This is a genomic window from Candidatus Phytoplasma pruni (assembly GCF_013391955.1).
In the GTDB taxonomy this organism is placed as follows: domain Bacteria; phylum Bacillota_I; class Bacilli_A; order Acholeplasmatales; family Acholeplasmataceae; genus Phytoplasma.
The window spans coordinates 1-20,763 of sequence record NZ_JABUOH010000051.1; the positions used below are offsets into that span (position 1 = coordinate 1).

General features: G+C 29.0%; 14 protein-coding genes and 1 tRNA gene. 5 read left to right on the forward strand and 10 right to left on the reverse strand.

Annotated elements, in window-relative coordinates; translation table 11 throughout:
• Positions 1-74: 74 nt before the first annotated feature.
• The 10 genes from priA to HR065_RS02275 form a co-directional block, all read right to left on the reverse strand.
• On the reverse strand, positions 75-2,252 hold the full coding sequence (gene priA / locus HR065_RS02230; RefSeq protein ID WP_178734280.1) for a replication restart helicase PriA: 2,178 nt from the start codon (positions 2,250-2,252) through the stop codon (positions 75-77).
• A gap of 76 nt (positions 2,253-2,328) precedes the next feature.
• Complete coding sequence (gene rbfA, locus HR065_RS02235) at positions 2,329-2,673, reverse strand: 30S ribosome-binding factor RbfA (RefSeq protein WP_178734281.1); 345 nt, start codon at positions 2,671-2,673, stop codon at positions 2,329-2,331.
• A 5-nt stretch (positions 2,674-2,678) separates the two neighbouring features.
• The gene (infB, locus tag HR065_RS02240; RefSeq protein ID WP_178734282.1) at positions 2,679-4,484 is read right to left on the reverse strand and encodes a translation initiation factor IF-2; all 1,806 of its coding nucleotides are present in this window, start codon (positions 4,482-4,484) and stop codon (positions 2,679-2,681) included.
• 40 nt (positions 4,485-4,524) lie between these two features.
• A complete protein-coding gene (locus tag HR065_RS02245) occupies positions 4,525-4,797 on the reverse strand; it encodes a YlxR family protein (RefSeq protein WP_178734283.1) in 273 nt (90 codons plus the stop codon).
• A 10-nt stretch (positions 4,798-4,807) separates the two neighbouring features.
• Entirely contained in the window at positions 4,808-5,875 is a 1,068-nt protein-coding gene (gene nusA / locus HR065_RS02250; RefSeq protein WP_178734284.1) for a transcription termination factor NusA, read from the reverse strand.
• A gap of 243 nt (positions 5,876-6,118) precedes the next feature.
• Positions 6,119-6,205: transfer RNA gene (locus tag HR065_RS02255), tRNA-Leu, on the reverse strand.
• 33 nt (positions 6,206-6,238) lie between these two features.
• Positions 6,239-7,936: a DAK2 domain-containing protein gene (locus HR065_RS02260; RefSeq protein WP_178734285.1), complete on the reverse strand. Its 1,698-nt coding sequence runs from the start codon at positions 7,934-7,936 to the stop codon at positions 6,239-6,241.
• 514 nt (positions 7,937-8,450) lie between these two features.
• Positions 8,451-11,483, reverse strand: coding sequence for an ATP-dependent zinc metalloprotease FtsH (ftsH, locus tag HR065_RS03730; protein WP_178734286.1), 3,033 nt, complete (start codon positions 11,481-11,483; stop codon positions 8,451-8,453).
• 231 nt (positions 11,484-11,714) lie between these two features.
• The gene (locus tag HR065_RS03765) at positions 11,715-13,523 is read right to left on the reverse strand and encodes a DUF2779 domain-containing protein (protein WP_178734287.1); all 1,809 of its coding nucleotides are present in this window, start codon (positions 13,521-13,523) and stop codon (positions 11,715-11,717) included.
• Between the two features lie 134 nt (positions 13,524-13,657).
• On the reverse strand, positions 13,658-15,865 hold the full coding sequence (locus HR065_RS02275; protein ID WP_178734288.1) for an AAA family ATPase: 2,208 nt from the start codon (positions 15,863-15,865) through the stop codon (positions 13,658-13,660).
• Between the two features lie 885 nt (positions 15,866-16,750).
• Between HR065_RS02275 and HR065_RS02280 the strand changes: the two genes are divergently transcribed.
• The 5 genes from HR065_RS02280 to tsf all read left to right on the forward strand — a co-directional run bounded on the left by HR065_RS02280 (position 16,751) and on the right by tsf (position 20,744).
• Positions 16,751-17,233, forward strand: coding sequence for a S24/S26 family peptidase (locus tag HR065_RS02280; protein WP_244948342.1), 483 nt, complete (start codon positions 16,751-16,753; stop codon positions 17,231-17,233).
• A gap of 63 nt (positions 17,234-17,296) precedes the next feature.
• Positions 17,297-18,235 carry a tyrosine-type recombinase/integrase gene (locus tag HR065_RS02285; RefSeq protein WP_308704520.1) on the forward strand — a complete coding sequence of 313 codons (939 nt, stop codon included), beginning with the start codon at positions 17,297-17,299 and terminating at the stop codon, positions 18,233-18,235.
• Positions 18,228-18,695: a dUTP diphosphatase gene (gene dut / locus HR065_RS02290; RefSeq protein WP_178734290.1), complete on the forward strand. Its 468-nt coding sequence runs from the start codon at positions 18,228-18,230 to the stop codon at positions 18,693-18,695. Before HR065_RS02285 ends, dut begins: the two co-directional genes overlap by 8 nt.
• Positions 18,696-18,902: 207 nt before the next feature.
• Positions 18,903-19,742, forward strand: coding sequence for a 30S ribosomal protein S2 (rpsB, locus tag HR065_RS02295; RefSeq protein ID WP_178734291.1), 840 nt, complete (start codon positions 18,903-18,905; stop codon positions 19,740-19,742).
• A 144-nt stretch (positions 19,743-19,886) separates the two neighbouring features.
• Positions 19,887-20,744 (forward strand): translation elongation factor Ts, encoded by an 858-nt coding sequence (gene tsf / locus HR065_RS02300; protein WP_178734292.1) that lies wholly within the window; start codon positions 19,887-19,889, stop codon positions 20,742-20,744.
• The last annotated feature ends 19 nt before the right edge of the window (positions 20,745-20,763 follow it).

Sequence of the window (20,763 nt, forward strand, 5' to 3'; positions counted from 1 at the left end):
TTATTTTAATAATTATAAAATTATTTTTAAATTATTACATATTTTATATTTAATAATAAAATTATTTATAATAATTAAATAATATTAGCGAAACGATCGAATAACAATAAAGCGTCTTTTTGTAAATGATTTTTAATAATAAAATCTAAATTTAAAGGCCAATCATTATATTTGATCGTTAATAAAACACGATATAAGTTGTTTTTTTTAGGAATTAAAGGAATAGAAGGACCTAAAACTTTTATTTTATGATAAACATTGTTTTCTAAAATTTTTTTCAAATTATGAGCGATATTTAACACATTGTTAATAAATCTATGAGCTATCATTATTTTACTAACAAAAACAAAAGGCGGATTTTGGGAAGTCTTTCTTTCTTGTAAATTGGTTTTTAAAAAATAATTGATATTATAATTCACAGCGCTAGTGATAGCGTAATGTTGAGTATCGTAACTTTGTACCATAACTTGTTCTTCTTGAGCGTGTTTAGCCATATGAGTTAATAATTGAAAGGTTTTTTCTGAAGCTTTAAAATGAGGAATATTTAATAAGATATCTGCCATAATAATGCCCACTAAAGAGACATTAGAAAAATTGAAATTTTTAGCGATAATTTGGGTCCCTAATAAAATATCTATTTTATCTTTTTTAAAATCATTTAATATTTTTTCGTATTTTTTGACATTAGTAATAGTTTCTGAATCCATTCTCACTATTTTGCTATGTGGGAATTTATCTTGTAAAAAATCTTCCACATATTCAATCCCTAAACTAACTTTTTTCATAGCTATTTCTGAGCAAGAAGGACATTTAGGAGTGAATTTTTCACTATATCCACAAAAACTACATTTTAAAACGTTTTTAGAACGGAAAAAAGTTAAACTTTGTTGACATTTAACACATTTAGGAACATAACTACAAAAACGACATAACACAAAAGGCGAAAAACCTTTCGAATTAATAAATAAAATATTTTTACGCTTATTTTCAATGTTTTGTTCTAAAGCTTGAGTTAATTCTGTCGATAAAGGCGATAAATTGCCTTTTTTCAATTCTTCCCTCATATCAATCAGTTTCATCGTTTTTGGTTTATCATTTACTTTTAAAACTAACAATTCATCTTCTTTCTTTTTAAAACGGTAATAACTTTCTAAAGAAGGGGTCGGGCTGCTTAAAATTAAAGGGATCTTGTGGTAAAGACTTCTAATATGAGCCAATTCTTTAGAATCATAATTAGGTATTTTTTCTTTTTCCAATAAAGATTCATCATGTTCTTGGTCGATAATGATAGTGCCTAAATTATTAAGAGGCGAAAAAACCGCCATCCTCGTACCAATCACTAAATTAATTTTTTGTTCCTTAATGGCTTGATTTTGTTTGAAATTTTCCAAATGAGTCATTTCTCCGTTTAAAACTGAGATCGGTAAATTAGGAAAAAAAGTTTTAATTTGAGCTACCAATTGTTTAATTAAAATAATTTCCGGGACTAAAAGAAGGATTTGTTTCTGGTTGGCTAAATTCTGTGCTATTAATTTTAAATAAAGGTGCGTCTTATCTAAATCACTGTCATAATATAATAAATAAGTTTGCTGACGAAATAAATCTATTTTATCAAAAACAGCTTGTTGATGAGAAGTTAACACAATTTCTTTATTAACTAGTTCTTCTGAAACCTTTTTTTTATCCCCTATCAGAGAGGATTTTTTTTTACGAACAGTTTTTTTTATCATATTTTCATAAGATAATTCTTTTAAATCATCTTTAGTGATAGTGATAATATCAATGATTTTTTGGTTTTTTAATTTTTGCAATTCCTTGTTTAAAGATTCTTTTTCGACCTTTAAAAGCCATTTATTTTTCTCTAAATAAGTTTTAATTTCAGAAGGTATCAATTCTTCTTGAAGAACGATTATTTTTTTAACATAAGGAACTAAAAGGCTTTTCGGGAAAATGGTTCTATAAACAGAAGATTTCAGCGTAAAAGGGATTTTTAAAATTTCATCAGCTAATAAAAACATTTCTTCATCGAAAAAAGGTGTTTTATCCAATAATTCAAGAATCGGTTTTTTCGCTAATTTACTAGTGGATTTAATTTTAACAATATAACCTAAACGGTGTGTGTTCTGTTTACCAAAAGACACAATCACTCTCATACCTTTTTTCACTAAAGGTTCTAATTCAGTAGGTATAACATAATCAAAACATTGATTTAACGAAGCACTTTCTACATCTATAATAATTTCCGCAAACATCCTGAACCTCTTTTATTCTTATTATATACAGATAATATATAATAAAAAAAAGATAAATAATAAATATTTATCTTTTTTATTTATTTATGTCTTCTAAAAGTTTATCAATATGTTTGCCATAAACTAAAGATTGATCATATTTAAAAATTAAATTAGGAATTTTTTTAATATTTCTGATTTTTTTAGCCAATTCCATACGAATTTCTTTTTTATGTTCTTCTAAAACTTCAGCCGCTAAAGCCACAGTTTCTTCGTCATCTTTTAAAAGAGTATAATAAATATTACTAAAGGATAAATCTTTAGTTAAATCAACATCAGTGACATTGATATACCCTATTTGGTCGTTTCTAACTATTTGATTAATTATAAAAACTATTTCTTTGTGAATTAAATTCGCTGTTCTTTCATTTGTAATACTCATATTATTTACACTACTTTCTCCATTTTAGAGGATTCTATTATATCATCAACTTGAAAAGTGTTGAAATTATCTAAAACAATACCACATTCATGACCTTGTTTGGCACTATTGATATTATTTTTTAAATGTTTTAAAGAAGTTATTTTACCTTCGTAAATCACTTCTTTATTACGGATTACTTTCGCTAAAGAATTGTTAAAAACGGTTCCACTAGTAACATAACAACCTGCTACATGGCCGATAGAACTAATATAAAATATTTTTCTAACTTCAGCTTGGCCCATCATTTTTTCTTCAAAAACAGGTTTGATTAATTTTTTCAAATCAATTTCAATATCTTCCATCATTTTATAAAGAATTTGATAAGTTTTAATTTCTACTTTAGAATCTTGCGCAAACTTAAGCAAATCATTATTTAAAGGAGTGTTGAAATTAATCAATAAAGCTTCAAAAGTTTTGGCTAAATTGATATCATTAATAGTTACCATTCCTACAGAAGTTTTAATGAAATTAATTTTCACTTCTTCGGTAGACATTTGCCCTAAAGCTTTTTGAATCGCTTCAATACTTCCTTGTGTATCAGTTTTTAAAATGATGTTTAAAGTTTTAGTTTCGTTTTCGTCTTCTAATTCAAAAACATTATCATTATAAGCTGCTGTTTCGTCTAAAAGAGCGTATTTTTTTTCTTTCGCTAAATGTTGCCTTTCATCTGCCATACGTTTTGCGACTTTTTCATTCTGAACTACCATAAAATGATCGCCAGCTTGAGGAACTTGTTTTAAACCCGAAACTACTACTGGTTGCGAAGGTACCGCTTGTTTAAAACTTTTCTTTAAATCATCTTCTATAGAACGTATTTTACCATAAGTTTCCCCGACAACAACCACATCACCGATTTTTAAAATTCCGTTAGTGAGAATTAAAGTAGCTAAAGGACCTTTATTTTTCACTAAACTAGCTTCTAAGACAGTTCCTTCGGCTTTTTTAGTTAAATCAGTTTGAATGTTTTTAATATCACTCATTAATAAAATCATTTCTAATAAGTTGTTTAAACCTTGTTTTTTAAGAGCCGACATTTCAATATAAGGAGTATTTCCGCCCCATTCTTCAGGTAATAAACCATAATTAGATAATTCGGTCATAATGTTTTCTTTTTTATTGTTCAATTTATCGATTTTATTAATAACAACAATAATATCTACATTAGCCGCTTTAGCATGTTCTACGGATTCAATAGTTTGCGGTTTTACTCCGTCATCGCAAGCTACCACTAAAACACAAATATCAGTTACTTTAGCCCCTCTAGAACGCATTTGTGAAAAAGCTTCATGACCTGGACTGTCGATAAAAGTTATTTTATTATCATTATAACTAATTTCGTAAGCACCAATATGTTGAGTAATCCCCCCAAATTCTTGGTCTACTACACGAGTTTGTCTGATAGAATCTAATAAAGTTGTTTTACCGTGGTCCACATGACCCATAATAGTCACAATAGGAGCTCTTTTGGTCAATTTAGCGTTCTCTTTTTTGGCTTTACCTTTTTTTTGATCTGGATCAGCTTGAGGAGAATAAATGATTTTAAGGTTTAATTCTAATCCCAAAAGTTCAATAGTTTCGCGATCTAAGGTTTGATTAATATTAGTTTTAACACCCATTTGTAATATTTTTTTAATTAAAAAAATATTAGAAACTTGTAAGTGTTTAGCTAAATCTTGAACTGTGTGTTTAGGATTGAAAACATAACTTGTTACTCCAATAGTTTCGTTATCAGTCGCTTTTTCTTCTTTTGGATTTTTTTCTAAATTCATATTTTTCTGTTCTCCTTTGAATAGTATTTTTCTTCTCTTATCAATTTAACAAATCCCAAAGTTGTTTATAAATCTTTTCATCAACAAAAGATTTTAATTTTTTGTCTAAAAGTTTTTTTTGTTGAATTAACAAAAGATTTTCATTATTTAAAATAAAATAAGCACCTCTTCCGGGTAGTTTTTGTTCCAAATCAAGAGAAATAACGCCTCGGTTGGAAATCGCTACACGAATCAACTCTTTTTTGGGTCTTTTTTGACGACTAGCGATACAAGTTCTTAAAATATCTTTGGGTAAGAATGCTTTTTTCACCATAACGATTAAATCATTCTACTTCTTCTTGTTGGGATAAGGTTTGAATGTTAATGTTCCATTTAGTCACTTGAGCAGCTAATTTAACGTTTTTACCTAATTTACCAATTACTAAAGAGACTTGATCATCAGCCACCACAACAGACGCTGTTTTATTTTTTTCGTTAATAGCGGTAATTTTAAGAATTTGAGCTGGTTGAAGAGAGTTGGTTATCAATTCTATCGGATCGGAACTCCATTGAAATAAATCAATTTTTTCACCCTTTAAAATGCTAACAACACTTTTAATTCTGCTTCCGCCCTCACCGATACAAGAACCAATAGGGTCTACTTTAGGATCAGTAGAAATTAAACCTATTTTAATTCTGTCTGAGGGTATACGCGCTATTCCCATAATTTTAATGATGCCTTCTTGCACTTCTGGAACAAATTCTTTTAATAATTCAACAACAAAATTAACATGAACTCTACTAACAAAAATTTTAGGCATTTTAGTAGTATTTTGAACTTCTGCGACAAAAACTAAAATTCTTTCGCCAATATGAAAATTATCATTAAGAAGGGTTTCTTTTTTAGATAATAAAGTATTGATTTCTTTTTCTAATTCTAAAGTGTAGAAATGATCATTTTCAGCTATTACTTTACCGCTGATCAATTTGTTTTCATAATTTTTAAAAAAATTATAAATGGTCTCTCTTTTTTGTTTGATCAATTCTTCGTTAAATTTATTTTTAAAATCTTTACTAGCATAAAAATTAAAATCTTTCGGATCAACTTCAATTTCGATAATATCTCCTACTTGTGCGTCTTCTTTTAATTTTTGCGCCTCCTCTAAATCAAGGCAACTATATTCGTTAGCGTTTGGCGTTTCTTCGTCGTTATGATCAATTACTAAATATTGTTTATATAAGAAAATTTCATCATATTCTGGATTAATTTCTGTACGACAACTTTTAACTTGATAATTTTTTTTACAACCAGAAACTAAACCTTTTTCAAAAGATTGAATAGTCTGTTCACGAGTCAGTTCGTATTCTTGCGATAATTGATCTATATTGTTTAAAAATTCTTTATTTTTCAAAAAAAACCCTCCTTTTCTGAAATCTTTTCCTTTGTAAATGGGAATAAAATTAAAAAAGTGATTATATAAAATAACCACCTAACAAGAAATATTATATATAATCTAAATTAACAATTTATTACTAATTATAGTGTATCATTTATTATATTAAAAAAACATAAAAAAATGCATTATTTATCAAAAATAAATCATTTACTCGGCCGAACCTTCAATAAAAGCACTTTTTGTTGTCTTTTTTTGTTATGGTGTGGATAATGAGATTCGAACTCACACGAGAAAATTTCTCACATGTCCCTCAAACATGCGCGTATACCATTCCGCCATATCCACACAAAAAAATAATAAAAATTAATTTATTATTTTTTATTCTAAAATAAACATATAAGGACGCATTGTATCGTCATTTTCTATTTTTTCAACTTCTAAAAAAGGATATTTATCTGATAAAAAACCTTCTATTTGGTCTAAATGTTCTTGAGAAACTTTTTTATAATCATAAAAAATAGTTAAAAATTTATTGTCTGAATTAACCATTTTTTCTAATAAATATTGTGTTAATGCGTTTAATTCTAAATGATTATAAAGAATTTTTTCTTCTAAAATGGCTAAATAATTATCTTTATTATTTTTTAAAGATTCTAATATTTCCGCAAAATGTTCTTCATTAATATTTAATGAATCTGTAGGAAATTGATTAGCTTTTTTTAAATGAACTACTTCACCAATTTTATTTTCTTTAATGTTTTGTTGCATATTCGCTAAATTATCTTGTAAAGAAGCCGTTTCATCAAAAGATAAAAGTGCGCTATAACTTTCAGCTATATTTTTGGTTTCTACTAAATTCACCTTTAAATCAGGGTAAGCTTTTAAAGCTTTTTGTGCCGCTAATTTATTCTCCTCACCGTTAGTTAAAACGATAACATGAGAAGGTTTTAATTGTTTAAAAATTTTGCTAAATTCTTTTGAAGAAACTGTTTTATTAGATTTATCGGATTTATCAATGATATAATTAACGTTCATATCTGCAAAAATATTTTTGATTTCTTCATTAGAAACCACCGATATTAACGAATAGCTTAATTGAGAAGAATTATCGGCGTTTTTTTGTTTCACGACGTTTTCGTTTTGTTCTTTCATGTTATCAACTTTACATCTTTTTAAAGTTCCGTACTGTAATAAATTAGTTAAAACATCGCCAGGCATATTAGTATGAATATGTATTTTAACTAAATTATTATTTTCTAATAAAATCAAAGAATCACCAATTTCTAATAATTCTTTTCTTTTATTTTCTAAATTAAAACCACTTTCAGGTCTTAATTGTACGATATATTCAGTACAATACATGTATTTTAGATTTTCTTCTACGACATGTTCGATATTATCAAAAGAATGAGCGCCTTCGTTGAATGCATCGTCTGTTTCTAACATTAATTCATCATTTTCTAAGACATTTAACATACCTTCTAAAATGCAAACAAAACCCGCTCCGCCACTATCAACAACATTAAATTTTTTCAAAACAGGCAGTAAATCCGTTGTTTTATTTAAAGAAATTTTAGCGTGTTTAATCATATATTTTAAAACATCTTTTAAAGTCTTAAAACTCTTTTTCTTATGAGTTGCTTCGATAGATTCGCGTAAAACAGTTAAAATAGTGCCTTCTACGGGTTCCATAACCGCTTCATAAGCTTTTTTATAACCATTCACAAAAGAGTCGATAAATTGAGGAATATCAATCGTATCTGTTTGAAAAACGTTAATTTGTTCAGCAATTCCTGAAAAAAACTGAGATAAAATAACTCCCGAATTTCCTTTAGAACTAATTAATAAAGCATCAGATAAAACTTTAGACGTTTTCACGATAGACGGATCGTCAACAAGTTTTAGTTTTTCTATTCCTTCTACCATAGTCATTTGCATATTAGTCCCTGTATCTCCATCTGGAACAGGAAAAACATTTAAATTGTTTATTTTTTGATAATTATTTTTTAAATTAATAGTGCCATTAATTACCATTTTTTTAAATAAAATACCATCTATAATTTTGTGATCTGTCATTATTTTTTAATCCTTTTTTATAATTAATATGTTTATTAGTAATAATAATTAGTTTTGGTTTTAAATTTATAAAATGTTTTTTATGATTCGTTGATCTATAATATTTATAGAAAAATTTTGGCAATGATTATAGTTAATAGTTTTATAATCCATACCTGTGTAATTCTTATAAATTATAAAATATTTTTTAAAATATATTTAAAAAATAATGAAAAAACCCCTTTTAATTATAACATAATTAAAATGGGAACTCATTATTTATCTCTTGGTATTGGTCTTTTTTCAAGCAAAATTGATGAAAATATTTTTTAGATATTTCTTTAAACTGTATTTTTGTTGTTTTTTAGGTTCTTTTGGTCTTTAATGATAAAAATGGTTAATGATGAATTTTGAAAGTTTTAAAGCGAAAGAAAAGCCTAAAAAACCTTATTGAATAATAGATAAATCTTAATTTCTGGCAAAAAGTCCTTTTTACTATTTTACTATAATGAAAAAACGGTTATCAGTTATTTCATTATAGTAAATTTTCCAAGTCTTCTTTGTTAATGGTTTCTTTTTCTAACAATTCATGAGCTATTTTTTCTAATAAAGGCTTATTTTCAACAATAATTTGACGCGCTTTTTCTAATGAATTATTAACTATTTTTTTAATTTCTGCATCAACAGCTTGTTTATCGGAAAAAATGGAATCTTGTACAGGTCCTAAATCAGACATTCCTAATTTAGTGACCATTTGGGTCGCTATTTGGGTAGCATATTTGAAATCGCTATAAGTTCCGTTAGAGATATCGTCAAACATTAACTCTTCGGCTGCTCTACCGCCTAAAAAAGTGGTAATTTGTGCTAACATCCTGTTTTTAGAAGAAAAAAGAGTCTCTTTATCGGGCATCATTAAATTATAACCACCAGCACTTCCACGCGGAATAATAGTTACTTTTTGCACCTTAGGAGCATGTTCTAATTTTAAACCAATCACAGCATGTCCTGCTTCGTGATAAGCTACCATTTTTTTCTCTTCTGGTTCGTATTTGGTATATTTCTTCGCTGGTCCCATCATGACACGATCAATAGCTTCTTCTATTTCGACCATAGTTATTTCTGTTTTTTTGTTTCTGACAGTTAAAATAGAAGCTTCGTTTAAAACAGAAGCTAATTGGGCTCCGCTCATGCCGATAGTATATTTGGCTAACTGATGGAAATTGACTTCAGCAGCCATTTTTTTATTTTTAGCGTGAACTGCTAAAATTTTTTCTCTCGCTTCCACAGTAGGCAAAGAAATAGTGAAATGACGGTCAAATCTACCGGGTCTTAATAAAGCTGAATCTAGCATATCTGCCCTATTAGTCGCACCAATCACAATAATACCGGTCGTTTTAGCAAAACCATCCATTTCGGTCAATAATTGGTTTAAAGTTTGGTCTCTTTCTTGAGAACCTCCATTAGCATCCGCATGCCTTTTACCGCCTAAAACCTCAATTTCATCGATAAAAATAACACAAGGCATATTTTGACGCGCTTCTTCAAATAAAGCTCTTAAACGAGATGCACCAACACCAACGTATTTTTCCACAAAATCAGAACCAGAAGCAACAAAGTAAGGAACATCGGCTTCTCCGGCAACCGCTTTCGCTAATAAAGTTTTACCAGTTCCTGGCGGTCCTTGCAATAAAATCCCTTTAGGAATAGAAGCGCCGATATCTTGGTATTTTTCAGGATTTTTTAAAAAATCGATTAACTCTTGCATTTCTTCTTTTTCTTCTTCATTGCCAGCAACATCAGCAAAAGTGGTCACATTTTTTTCTTTAGGAGTAATGCGGTAAGAGGATCTTTCGGAAGGTCCTGTTATAATTTTATCAATCGCTTGTTCTATTTCCTCGTTAGTGATCATCTCTTTGTTATAACGAGCGGATAAAAGAGCCGCTTCGTTCATAGTGGCTTGCAATTGAGCTCCATTAAAACCTTGAGTTTTTTTAGCAATAGCTTTAAAATCAATTTCTTCCGCTATTTTTTTATTTTGGGCATGAATTTTTAAAATAGCTTCACGCGCTAAAACATCAGGTTTATTCACCTTTAATTGACGGTCAAATCGTCCTGGTCTTAATAAAGCTGAATCTATCACATCCACTCTATTAGTAGCACCAATCACGATAATACCGGTATTTTTACTAAAACCATCCATTTCAGTTAATAATTGGTTTAATGCTTGGTCGGATTCTTCGTTATGACCGTTACCGCGGACATTACTTCTTTGACCCCCTAAAGCGTCTATTTCATCGATAAAAATAATACAAGGCGCGATCGCTCTGGCTTCTTGGAATAAATTTCTCACGCGAGCCGCCCCAACACCAACATACATCTCTACGAATTTAGAACCAGAAGTGACCAAAAAAGGCACTTTTGTTTCTCCCGCTAAAGCTTGGGCTAATAAAGTTTTACCAGTTCCCGGCGGACCAGTTAATAAAACGCCTTTCGGAATAGAAGCGCCTATATCTGCATATTTTTGGGGATTTTTTAAAAAATCCACTAATTCTTGCATTTCTTCTTTGGTCTCTTCATTGCCAGCAACATCTTTAAAAGTGATATTGGGTTGTTTAGAACGAGAAATACGTAATTTTGATTTCGCTTCATTATTGGTGATTATTTGGTCAATAGCCTCATTAATAGTTTCGTTATTGATTCTTTCTTTGTCTTTTAGTAATGATAAAATAGATGCTTCATTCATCACCATTTGCAGTTGAGCCCCGCTAAAACCTTGTGTATTTTGGGCAATATTATTCCAATCAACATTAGGAGAAAGTTTTTTATTTTTAGAATACATCTTTAAAATTTGTTTTCTCTGATGAATATTGGGCAAGTTAAGGATAAAATGACGATCAAAACGACCTGTTTTTAATAAATTAGTATCTAGGATTTCAAATTTATTAGTGATCGCTATTACCACAATATTGTTCTTTTTTTTCAAAAGATCTAATTCGGCTAAAAATTGGAGAAAAACCGCATCTATAATATAATTTTTTTTAAAACCTATGACATCTATTTCATCAATCATAATAATACAAGGAGCGCTTTTTTGGGCTTCTTGGAACAATTCTCTAATTAAAGCAATACCGGCTCTATTATCAGCATACATTTGTACTAAATTATAGCTAGAAACCGTAAATAAAGGCATATTGGTTTCCACAGATAAAGCTTTGATTAGTAAATTTTTACCCACTCCAGAAGGACCAGAAACTAAAAAGGTTTTCGCTAAATCTATGTTTTTATCTTGGTATTTTTCCTGATTTTTCAATAAATCGATTAATTCGGTTAATTCTTCTTTAACTTCGTTATGACCGATAATATCTTCAAAAGAAACAGTTAAAGGTTGAGAATGAAGCGTTTTATCTTCTGTTTTTTCTTTCTTTTTGTCAAGATCTTTTTGATCCTTTTTTCCTTTAGAAAATAATTGTTTGAAAAAAGGCTTATTACGTTGAGAAATGATAAAAAAAATTAAAACAAAAAAAGCGATAGTTTTTAAAATAGTTAATATTTGAGCTAATGTATCCATATCGTTTCTTTCCTTTCTTGAACCTCTTTAATCCTTGGAGATAACACCCATTTTGGTTATTTAATGGTCAAAAGATGTTTTTTGTTTATGTAGGTTTTTCTTTTCATGAAGCTTTTTTAAAAAAAAGATAGAACAACATGAAGGTTATTATATATTATAATGATAAATTGAAAAACATTTGAATTAATTTCTGACAGAAAAAAAATTTTTCCAAAAGAGAGCTTTTTCTGGTTAGAATGTTGAGGTAATATTTTGCGTTTTTTCGGTCTTTTTGGATATCAGTTGTTTCATCTTTGTTAAAATTTCAAACATAGCGAAAGTATCTTGACTACAATATTCTAATAAAGCTGCCTTTTTTTCGGCTAATTGGTCTTTTTCTAATTGATGAAAACTAGCGTAAGTCGTGAGCGCTTCTGCACCATTTTTAATTGTTAAATGATCGTAATTCATCGTACTAAATAAAGGTAACACGTGTTTAATAGAGTAAGAACCGTTCAAATCAGGATGATAAAAATTATGCTGACTAGCTTCCTCTTTGGAAAAACCTAATTTTTGAAAGCTTTTGACATTGCCCTTGATAACATCTAATAAATCGAATAAACGTTGGATCATGTTTTTGATTTTTAAGCTATATTCGGGAAATAAAGATGCCAATTCTTCCAATCTTTTTTGTTCAAAAGACTTATAATAAACCACTATGCTGCCGCCATCGTCCGGAATAATGGTTAATAATTTTTCCAATAATGCTTTTCTCTGGTCTGTTTGATTATCTGAAGCTAAAAAGGCATAATTATCTTTCTTTTTATCGCATAAACCAGGTGTTTTTTCAATATGAACGGAAAATTGAAACAGTGATTGAGAATAAGGTTTTTCGCCTTTAAAACGTGGTAAGGGCGAAGGGAAGGTTTCGAAATCTAAAAAATAAAGCGGATATTGGAGAGTATTGATCATAGCGTTGATTTTCTCCCAATGATAATAAGGTTGTTGGGTTTCTATCGCCGTTCTTTGCATTAAATTATTGGGTCTAGTCAACCAATCTATCGGCAAATCCAACGCATGATAATAATTTTGTCGTAATAAATCACGCACAGATTGTTGTTTAAAGCCTAAATGGCTATTAAAATAAGTAAATAAATTATTTTTAAACGGTATTTTGGTATAATGTTGAATTTGTTCCATCATCAAGTCTTTTTCACTGTTGGAATCGTTTAAATGTTGAGTTAATTCCAACACATCTTTTTCCATGATTTTGTGGGTTAAACTCATTATTGCGGTCAAATCGATCACAGAAAAGAGTTGAGAATCATAAGTGTTGGAACCCGAAGAAACGTATTGCCCGTTTAACAAGACTAAAAAATATTTTTTCTTTTTTTCTCTGTAAAAAGGGTTATTTTCTAAAAGCCAAGCTTGAAAAGCTAAATCATAAAGATGGTTCCCTAATTTGCTTTGAGGAGTTAAATAATGCCTATTTTGGTTTAAAAAATCATAAGCTTGAGGGTTGATTTGATAGCAGAGGGGCGATTGAGATTTGTTGGAAACTGCTTCGAATAAAAAATGTTCTTTTTGAGCGTGATCTTTAAATTTGATTTTTAAATATTCGTTCGCCAGAGAGGCTTTAACCTCATAAAGTTCCACCACAGAATCATTCTCACCAAAAACATCCACAAAAGAGCTGAATTCGTGGTTATTTATCGCATAAGAGAGCTTTTTTTGATAGGACGTACTTTCATGATAAATAACTTCACCTGAGAAATTATTTTGCAAATATTGCCCAAATAACAACTCTAATTTTTTAAATTGCGGTAATTTCACTGCTAATTGTTTTTGTTCTTCTAAAACGGCTGCATTTTTTTCAGCCGGAATAATTTGTTGTTTTAATCTTTGAATAATGGGGTTTTTTTGCTCTTCCGGAGAAAGCAAAAGGTCCAATTCTGGTTCCCAAACAAAAGTTTGTTTTTGCTTTTGTTCTAAAATTTCTTTTAAATGCGTATATTTCAATAATTTTAAAAAACTAATAAATTGCGTTTTAAAGATATTCACATTTCACCTCTTTTAATAAAATTATAACATAATAAAAGCAGATGTTTTGGGTTAGCTCAAAAGATTAAGAAGAGTTCTACATTATAAAAAAGGTTCTTTTTTCGTCGTTTAATCAACGAAAAAAAGAACGTTATTTAAGCTTTAAAAATTTTTTTAAGAAGATAGAAACTTAAAAGAGGGATTGAAACTCCCATAGTCCAAATCATGGTTTGATAAGAAGAAATGGTTTTTTCTTTGGTTTCAGAAACTAAAGACAGGTTCGGAAGAGGATCTATTTTTTTGGATGGATGAATTATGGTCTCTAATTTATTCACCTTAAAAAGGTTATTTTCTTGCAAAGAAGGTGGTAAAACCAGAGGGATTGTTTCTTCTCTTTCCAAAGGTTGATTATTGGCTAAATCGTGAATAATGTCTTCTAAAAGAGGCTTATTGGCTTGGATTAAAATTTTACTTTGTTCTTTGAAAAAATTTATAATCCCTAAATGCTCCTCTTTTTCTTCCTTTTGGGGAGTTATTTGAGCTAAAAAGCGCTTATATTCCGGTTTTTGATGTTTTTGCAAGTCTTTTATTAATTGATCTACTTTCTGTAAATCTTCAGAAGCGTGGAAACTTTGGTATTTTTGATCCAATAAAGTTTTTTCCGCCATAGGTCCGCTTAAAGCATAAAAAATTTGGCGAATTAAATTATCCTTTTGCCAAACGACATTTCCCCCTTTTTTGGCTGTATTTAACACAGTTAAACAATTACGACAAACTTTCGTGTCTTCTGGAGGTTGTTTTTCCGCCTCTTTTTTAGATGAATCGCCTAGCGAAGGATTAAAAACCATTTCGACCAGAATATGACCGGCTTGATGGGATAATATATTTTTTTGATATATGGTCCAAGATAATTCCGGATGCAAACGAGTCAGTTTCAGAAAATGCATGCTTTCTTGGATTTTTTCTAAAGTCACTTGGTTTTCTGACCTTTTTGGGTTAGAAACAGACAATAAGGCTAAAAGGCGTTCTAATTCTTGGTGTTCCCAATCTGCAGTATTATCGGCAATATAACGCATTAAAGTTAAATTACTCTCTAAAACTTTTTTACCCTTTATTTTGATAAATTTATATCTTTCGCCTAAATTCCACAAATTAAAAGGTATGTCAATAGCAAAAAGCTTCTCAGATGCAGGAAACAAAGGTTTTTGCATCTTTTTTTCTTGATTAACATTACTGATAATTAAAAAAGAACGTGTTTTTTGTATTTCTTTTAAAGTAGCCAATAAATGGGTCATAAAAGGTTCTTCAGGCGGAAAAAGATCCATTTTATCAACAAATAAAATAGAACGTTCAGAAGGGATAAAATGAGCTAATTGGTTTAAATCAGAAGCATCTTTATTCTGTTGAAAACTTAAAAATAAAGCTTCCACGGAAACATAATAAAAAGGTATTTTTAATTTTTGCGCTATTAATTCCACTAATTGTTGTTTATCATCGGTACGTTGACCGTATAACAAAATGCCATCAGCAGGTAGAACCTCTGATTTAGCAAACTCTTCTAAATAACCCCATAAAAGCTTTTTTTCTATTGAATGGTTGATAATATCTTTCTTCCAAGAGAACGAACTTTCTTTAAAAGCGGTGGATCTGAAAACCACGATTTCTTGTATAGAATTTTCTAAAGATAAATTCTCTATATCTATTTCTTCCGTATCTAAGGGAGAAAAAGCCTTGTGCAGATAAACCCCTAAAACATCAGGATAAACAGAAGGAATCGTTTTTTCCATACTTAAACCGTTGGTATTATACGAAGGAAGAGCGGCGTTTATTTTAAAATTAGGATCTATGAATTGACGTTGGTTTAAGTATTCTTGCATTTTAACAGCGACATTATCTAGAGGATTTAGATAAACATCTGTGATTTGAGGCACAGAGACGGGCAAAAATAAATTTTGATTTTTAGCTAAAAAAGCATTATAAGTCGGCATCATGCGTTCTCTTGCTTTTTGAGGTGCCATAACTAGGTGAAAAATAACTGCATTATGCAGGCGATATAAAGGAAAAACGATCTTTTCTAAATATTCTTGATAATTGTCAATCGGAACACTAGTTATAAATTTTTGCCAGTTTTGTTTGACTTCTTGAAAGACAAGGGCAACGGCGGATACTACTTCTTCCGAAAAATCTAAAACCATTTCAGTCAATAAATGGTCTATATCAGGGATAATATCATGAATATTTAACACCATTTCTACAGCGTCTTGTTTAGAAGCTAAAAAAGGTTTAGTTCTTCTTATGCGTCTATTTTTGGGAATAAATTTAGTTTTTTTAATTTTAGCGAAAGATGATCTAATCTTGTTCATTGCAAAAAGAGCTCTAGGAATCGGTATCCCCCTAAAAGAGAATGTTTTTTGGGGATTAAAAAAAAGTAAAACACTAAGGCATAAAATCAATAATGTTTTGATAATGATGAATTTATTAAAAGATAATTTTGTGGAATTGTTATTTGACGTGAGTTGATAAAACCTTTCTTTTGAATAATAATTATGTAAAACAATTATCCAATAATATTTTATCCTTTTTCCTCTTTATTTTTACTCGGAAAAAGATAAAAAAGAAGAGCTTTGTCAACACTTTTAATCCCTTTTTTCGGTTATAAAAATTTTTAAAGCGATTTGGTTATCTTGGGAGAATCTTGAAAATTTTTCGTCCTGAAAAACTTGATTTTGATAATTTCATCTTTTAAAGGGCGTTTTTTGGTTCGAAAAAGAGTCTAAAAAATCATCCAAACTGATGGAACCTTTTTCTTTGTCTAAAAAAAGTATCCATTAAAGATCATTTAACAAACAAAATAACCCCATTATCCCCTTTATAAGAGTTAAAAACCCTGATAAAACATAAAAAATAATTATTTCCAAAAATAAAAAACAGAAATCCTTTATAATAAAAATATAAGAAAGCATTTAATTTATATTAAATGTTTTATAATTATAAGTGTGAACGATTAAAAGATATATTATGACATTTTTAATATATCATTAATGTTTGGAAATAACTATCAATTATAAGGGTAAAAAAGTATGATTATAAAACTTTTTAATAAAAATATCTCATTTGTAAAATTACTTTTCATGATTTTAACGAATGTTTTTTATTATTTAACAATAAGTTTATTATTATACTTAATTTTATTAAATGTTTTAAATTGCTTTTACCCCAAAAAAGCTTCTAAATTTTTATTTTTAAATATGTATTGGATTAATAGCGAAAGTATGGAGCATGATATTCATAAAAACGATATTATCATTGTGCAAAATTTAACAGAAAAAGAATGTTATAATTTGAAAGCTACAGATAAAGACCAAAAAGGCGATGATATAGTTTTTTTTGTTGAGGAAGAATATCAAGAAGGATCGTTAAAAAAGATTCCTTTTGTCGTCCACCGAGTAATTAGCAACGACAAAGAAAATAAAAAATTGACTACTCGGGGCACAAATAACGATGAAACCTTTGATTTTGAGGAAAAGATTGATTATAGCAACGCTTTATCCAAAGTGATTGTAGTTATACGTTTTGCGGGTATATGGAATTTTATGACTAATCCTGGGACTATTATTGGGTCTTTGTTATTAGGCTTTTTATTGATTGTTTTTTATTTAGAAGTTATTAAACCGCAAAAACAAAAGAAAAATGCAAACCAAGATATAACATCCGAAGAATCAGCTTCATAACTTTATCCAGCTATATAAGGCAAAAAAATTTAAAAATAGTAGGTTCTTATCATTTTACAATTAATCAAACAATTTGAAGCGTTTTTAACCATTGAACGTAATTATTCCCCTTTAACCATTAAAAATTATCTTCATGATGTGAAAGATTTTCAAACCTTTTTAACGTCTAAAAAGATATCTTTTGAGAGAGAAAGTCTTTCTCAGGAAAAACACGCTCGTTCTTTTGTGAGTTATCTTTCTGCACAAAAACTCAAAAACATCAGCATTATGAGGAAAATATCAGCTTTAAGGACTTTTTATAATTTTTTAATCGAAAGACATGGTTTTATCAATAATATCTTCAAAGCGATACCTATTAAAAAAATTCCCAAAAAACTACCTAAAATCATTTCTGAAGAAGATATTCAAACTTTATTGGATTCTATTGATTTATCAAAAGACCTTGCTTATAGAAATTATTTAATCCTAGATTTACTTTATAGTTGCGGTTTAAGAGTGAGTGAATTAATTAAGCTCAAAATAGAGGATATTTATTTTTCTAACGCCCAACTCTTAATTTATGGTAAAGGGAGGAAAGTGCGTTATTTACCCGTTCATGAATCTTTATTATCCATGTTAAAACATTATATTGCCAATATTAGGGCTAAAATAATGTCCAAAAAAGCTTTAAAACATAATTTTTTATTGGTTAATTATCAAGGAACTCCTTTAACCGAAAGAGGAGTAAGAATGATTTTAAACGAATTATCGTTAAAAACAACCAATAAAATCAAGCTTTATCCGCATATGTTAAGACATGCTTTTGCCACTATTTTACTAAATAATGGGGCTGATTTAAGAGTAGTGCAAGAATTATTAGGTCACAATAGTTTAAAAACAACTCAAATTTATACTTTTGTGTCCAATAATGTGTTAAAAAATAAATTTATTTCTAATCACCCCCGCAATACTTATAAAAAAAAGAAAAAACCCCAGAAAAAAGGAGAATTATCAAATGAATAATAAGGAAAAATGTGTTTTTGAAGTAGTGAGTGCTTTTCAAGATCAACAAATTAATTTACCCAAAAGACAAACCAATTATAGTGCTGGTTATGACTTAGAAGCTGCAGAAACTATGGAAATTCCTTCTCAAAAAGTGGTTTTAGTTCCTACCGGTATTAAAGCTTCTTTTCCTCATCATCAAGTGTTATTAGTTTATGTAAGATCTTCTTTGCCTTTAAAAAAAGGCTTAATGTTGGCTAATAACGTAGGTGTCATTGATAGCGATTATTATAATAACGAAAAAAACGAAGGACATATTTTTGTCCCTTTATATAATTTTTCCGATAAAACGGTGACAATCGAAAAACACGAAAGAATCGCTCAAGGTCTTTTTCAAGATTTTTACGTTACTGATGATGATCATGTTGAAACCAAGCAAACCAGAAAAAGTGGTTTCGGTAGCACTAATGAAAAAAGTTAAAACAAACTAACTTAATTAATGATAAAAAAATAAAAATATATTAAAATATTATGTTAAAATATTTAAGTTAAAATCAAAAAATTATGAATAATAATAAATTATAATTTAATTTCTTAAATTTATTAAATTAAAAACGTTATTCATGTGAAAAAAATTTTAAATCTCATTCTTCAAAATAAGTAAATTTAAAAAGGAGTACTCAGAATCATGGGTGTTGTTACAATAAAACAATTGTTAGAATCAGGAATTCATTTTGGTCATGCGGCTAAAAAATGTCATTACAAAATGAAACCATATTTATTTTCTTCCAACGATGGGGTTCCTATTGTTAGAAATAGAATTCACATTATCGATTTGAAAAAAACATTGGAAGCTGTTGAATATTCATACAAAAATCTTGTGCAAATAGTGGAAGACGGAGGGAAAGTTTTATTCTTAGGAACTAAAAAACAAACCCAACACATTATTAAACAAGAAGCGGAAAGAGCGAATCAATATTATATTAACCAAAGATGGTTAGGTGGTACTTTCACTAATTTCCAAACTATTTTAACAAGAATTAATTATTTAAAAGAGTTATACAAGCAAGAAGAAGATGGCGTATGGAAATTACTTTCTAAAAAAGAAGTAGCTACCTTAAAAAAACAAAGAGATAAGTTAGAAAAGTTTTTAGGCGGAATTAAAAACATGTCTCAATTGCCACAAGCTATTTATATCGTTGATGTTCAAAAAGATACTATAGCTATCGCTGAGGCGAGAAAATTAGGTATTAAAATTTTTGGAATCGTAGATAGTAACTGTGATCCTGATTCAGTAGATTACATCATTCCTGCTAATAACGATGCTATTAAAGGGGTAAAATTAATTACTTCTATCATCGCTGATGCAGCTATTGAAGGTAGTGGTTCTAACCAAACAGCACCTGTTGAAGAAACAACTGATGAATCTGGCGAAAAACCATCTGAATCAACACCAGAAACTGTTGACGTAGAAAAAACTCAAAATAACGATCAAAACGTAGAAAAAGAAAACGTTTCTACTAATTAATTACAACTTTTAACAGACAAAATATTTTTCATAATCAATTAGTAAAAAAGATGTTTCTCAATAAACATCTTTTTTACTAAAAGATCGATTTTACTTGTATTTCTTAATACAAAAAAAGAATTAATAAAAATTTGGAGAACAAAAATGAAAATCACACTAGAAATGATTAAAGAATTAAGAAAAAAAACTCAATCAGGCATGATGAATTGTAAACAAGCTTTAGAACATACTCAAGGCGATATGGACAAAGCAGTAGCTTATTTAAAAGAAAAAGGCATGATTAAAGCTAACGAAAAAAAAGATAGAGTTTCAGCTGAAGGTTTAACTAATGTTGCTTTTAAAGGTAATAAAGCTGTTTTATTTGAACTTAACTCAGAAACTGATTTTGTGGCTAAAAACGAACACTTTATCGCCTTACTAGATCAACTTAAAAATAGTTTATTAGATGCTGATGCATCCGTTAAAACTGTGGAAGATTTTTTAAATTATCATTGGAACGGACAAAGCGTTAAAAACCTTATTTTAGATAAAGCGGCTATTATCAAAGAACAAATCGTTTTAAAAAGAATTCAAACTGTTTATAAAAAAGATAACGAAAGTTTTGGTCTTTACAAACACCAAGGAGGAAGAATTTCTGCTTTAGTGCATCTTGACAAACAAAACGAAGAAGCGCAAACTCATATTCCTATCCATGTAGCTGGTTTTAATCCGAAATTTTTAAGCAAAGAAGCGGTTGATCCTAATTTTGTGAAAACAGAAAAACAACTTTTATTAGAAAAAACTATTAACGAAAAAGCGAAACAAAATTTACCAAGTGGTTTATTAGATAAAATCGCTAGTGATCGTTTAAATAAAGTTTTAGAAGAAATTTGTTTATTAGAACAACCTTTTTATAACAATACTGACCAAAAAGTAAAAGAATTTTTACAAGCTAATCAAACTAACGTGATCGCTTATTACCGCTTTGAAGTGGGCGAAACAGCAGAACAAAACGAGCAATAAACCTGATATTTATTCATTT

Bases quoted from the DNA above. Each gene is read 5' to 3' on its own strand.
- priA (WP_178734280.1), bottom strand. From the start codon at position 2,252: ATGTTTGCGGAAATTATTATAGATGTAGAAAGTGCTTCGTTAAATCAA.
- rbfA (WP_178734281.1), bottom strand. From the start codon at position 2,673: ATGAGTATTACAAATGAAAGAACAGCGAATTTAATTCACAAAGAAATA.
- infB (WP_178734282.1), bottom strand. From the start codon at position 4,484: ATGAATTTAGAAAAAAATCCAAAAGAAGAAAAAGCGACTGATAACGAA.
- HR065_RS02245 (WP_178734283.1), bottom strand. From the start codon at position 4,797: ATGGTGAAAAAAGCATTCTTACCCAAAGATATTTTAAGAACTTGTATC.
- HR065_RS02260 (WP_178734285.1), bottom strand. From the start codon at position 7,936: ATGACAGATCACAAAATTATAGATGGTATTTTATTTAAAAAAATGGTA.
- ftsH (WP_178734286.1), bottom strand. From the start codon at position 11,483: ATGGATACATTAGCTCAAATATTAACTATTTTAAAAACTATCGCTTTT.
- HR065_RS02275 (WP_178734288.1), bottom strand. From the start codon at position 15,865: ATGAACAAGATTAGATCATCTTTCGCTAAAATTAAAAAAACTAAATTT.
- HR065_RS02280 (WP_244948342.1), top strand. From the start codon at position 16,751: ATGTATTGGATTAATAGCGAAAGTATGGAGCATGATATTCATAAAAAC.
- dut (WP_178734290.1), top strand. From the start codon at position 18,228: ATGAATAATAAGGAAAAATGTGTTTTTGAAGTAGTGAGTGCTTTTCAA.
- rpsB (WP_178734291.1), top strand. From the start codon at position 18,903: ATGGGTGTTGTTACAATAAAACAATTGTTAGAATCAGGAATTCATTTT.
- tsf (WP_178734292.1), top strand. From the start codon at position 19,887: ATGAAAATCACACTAGAAATGATTAAAGAATTAAGAAAAAAAACTCAA.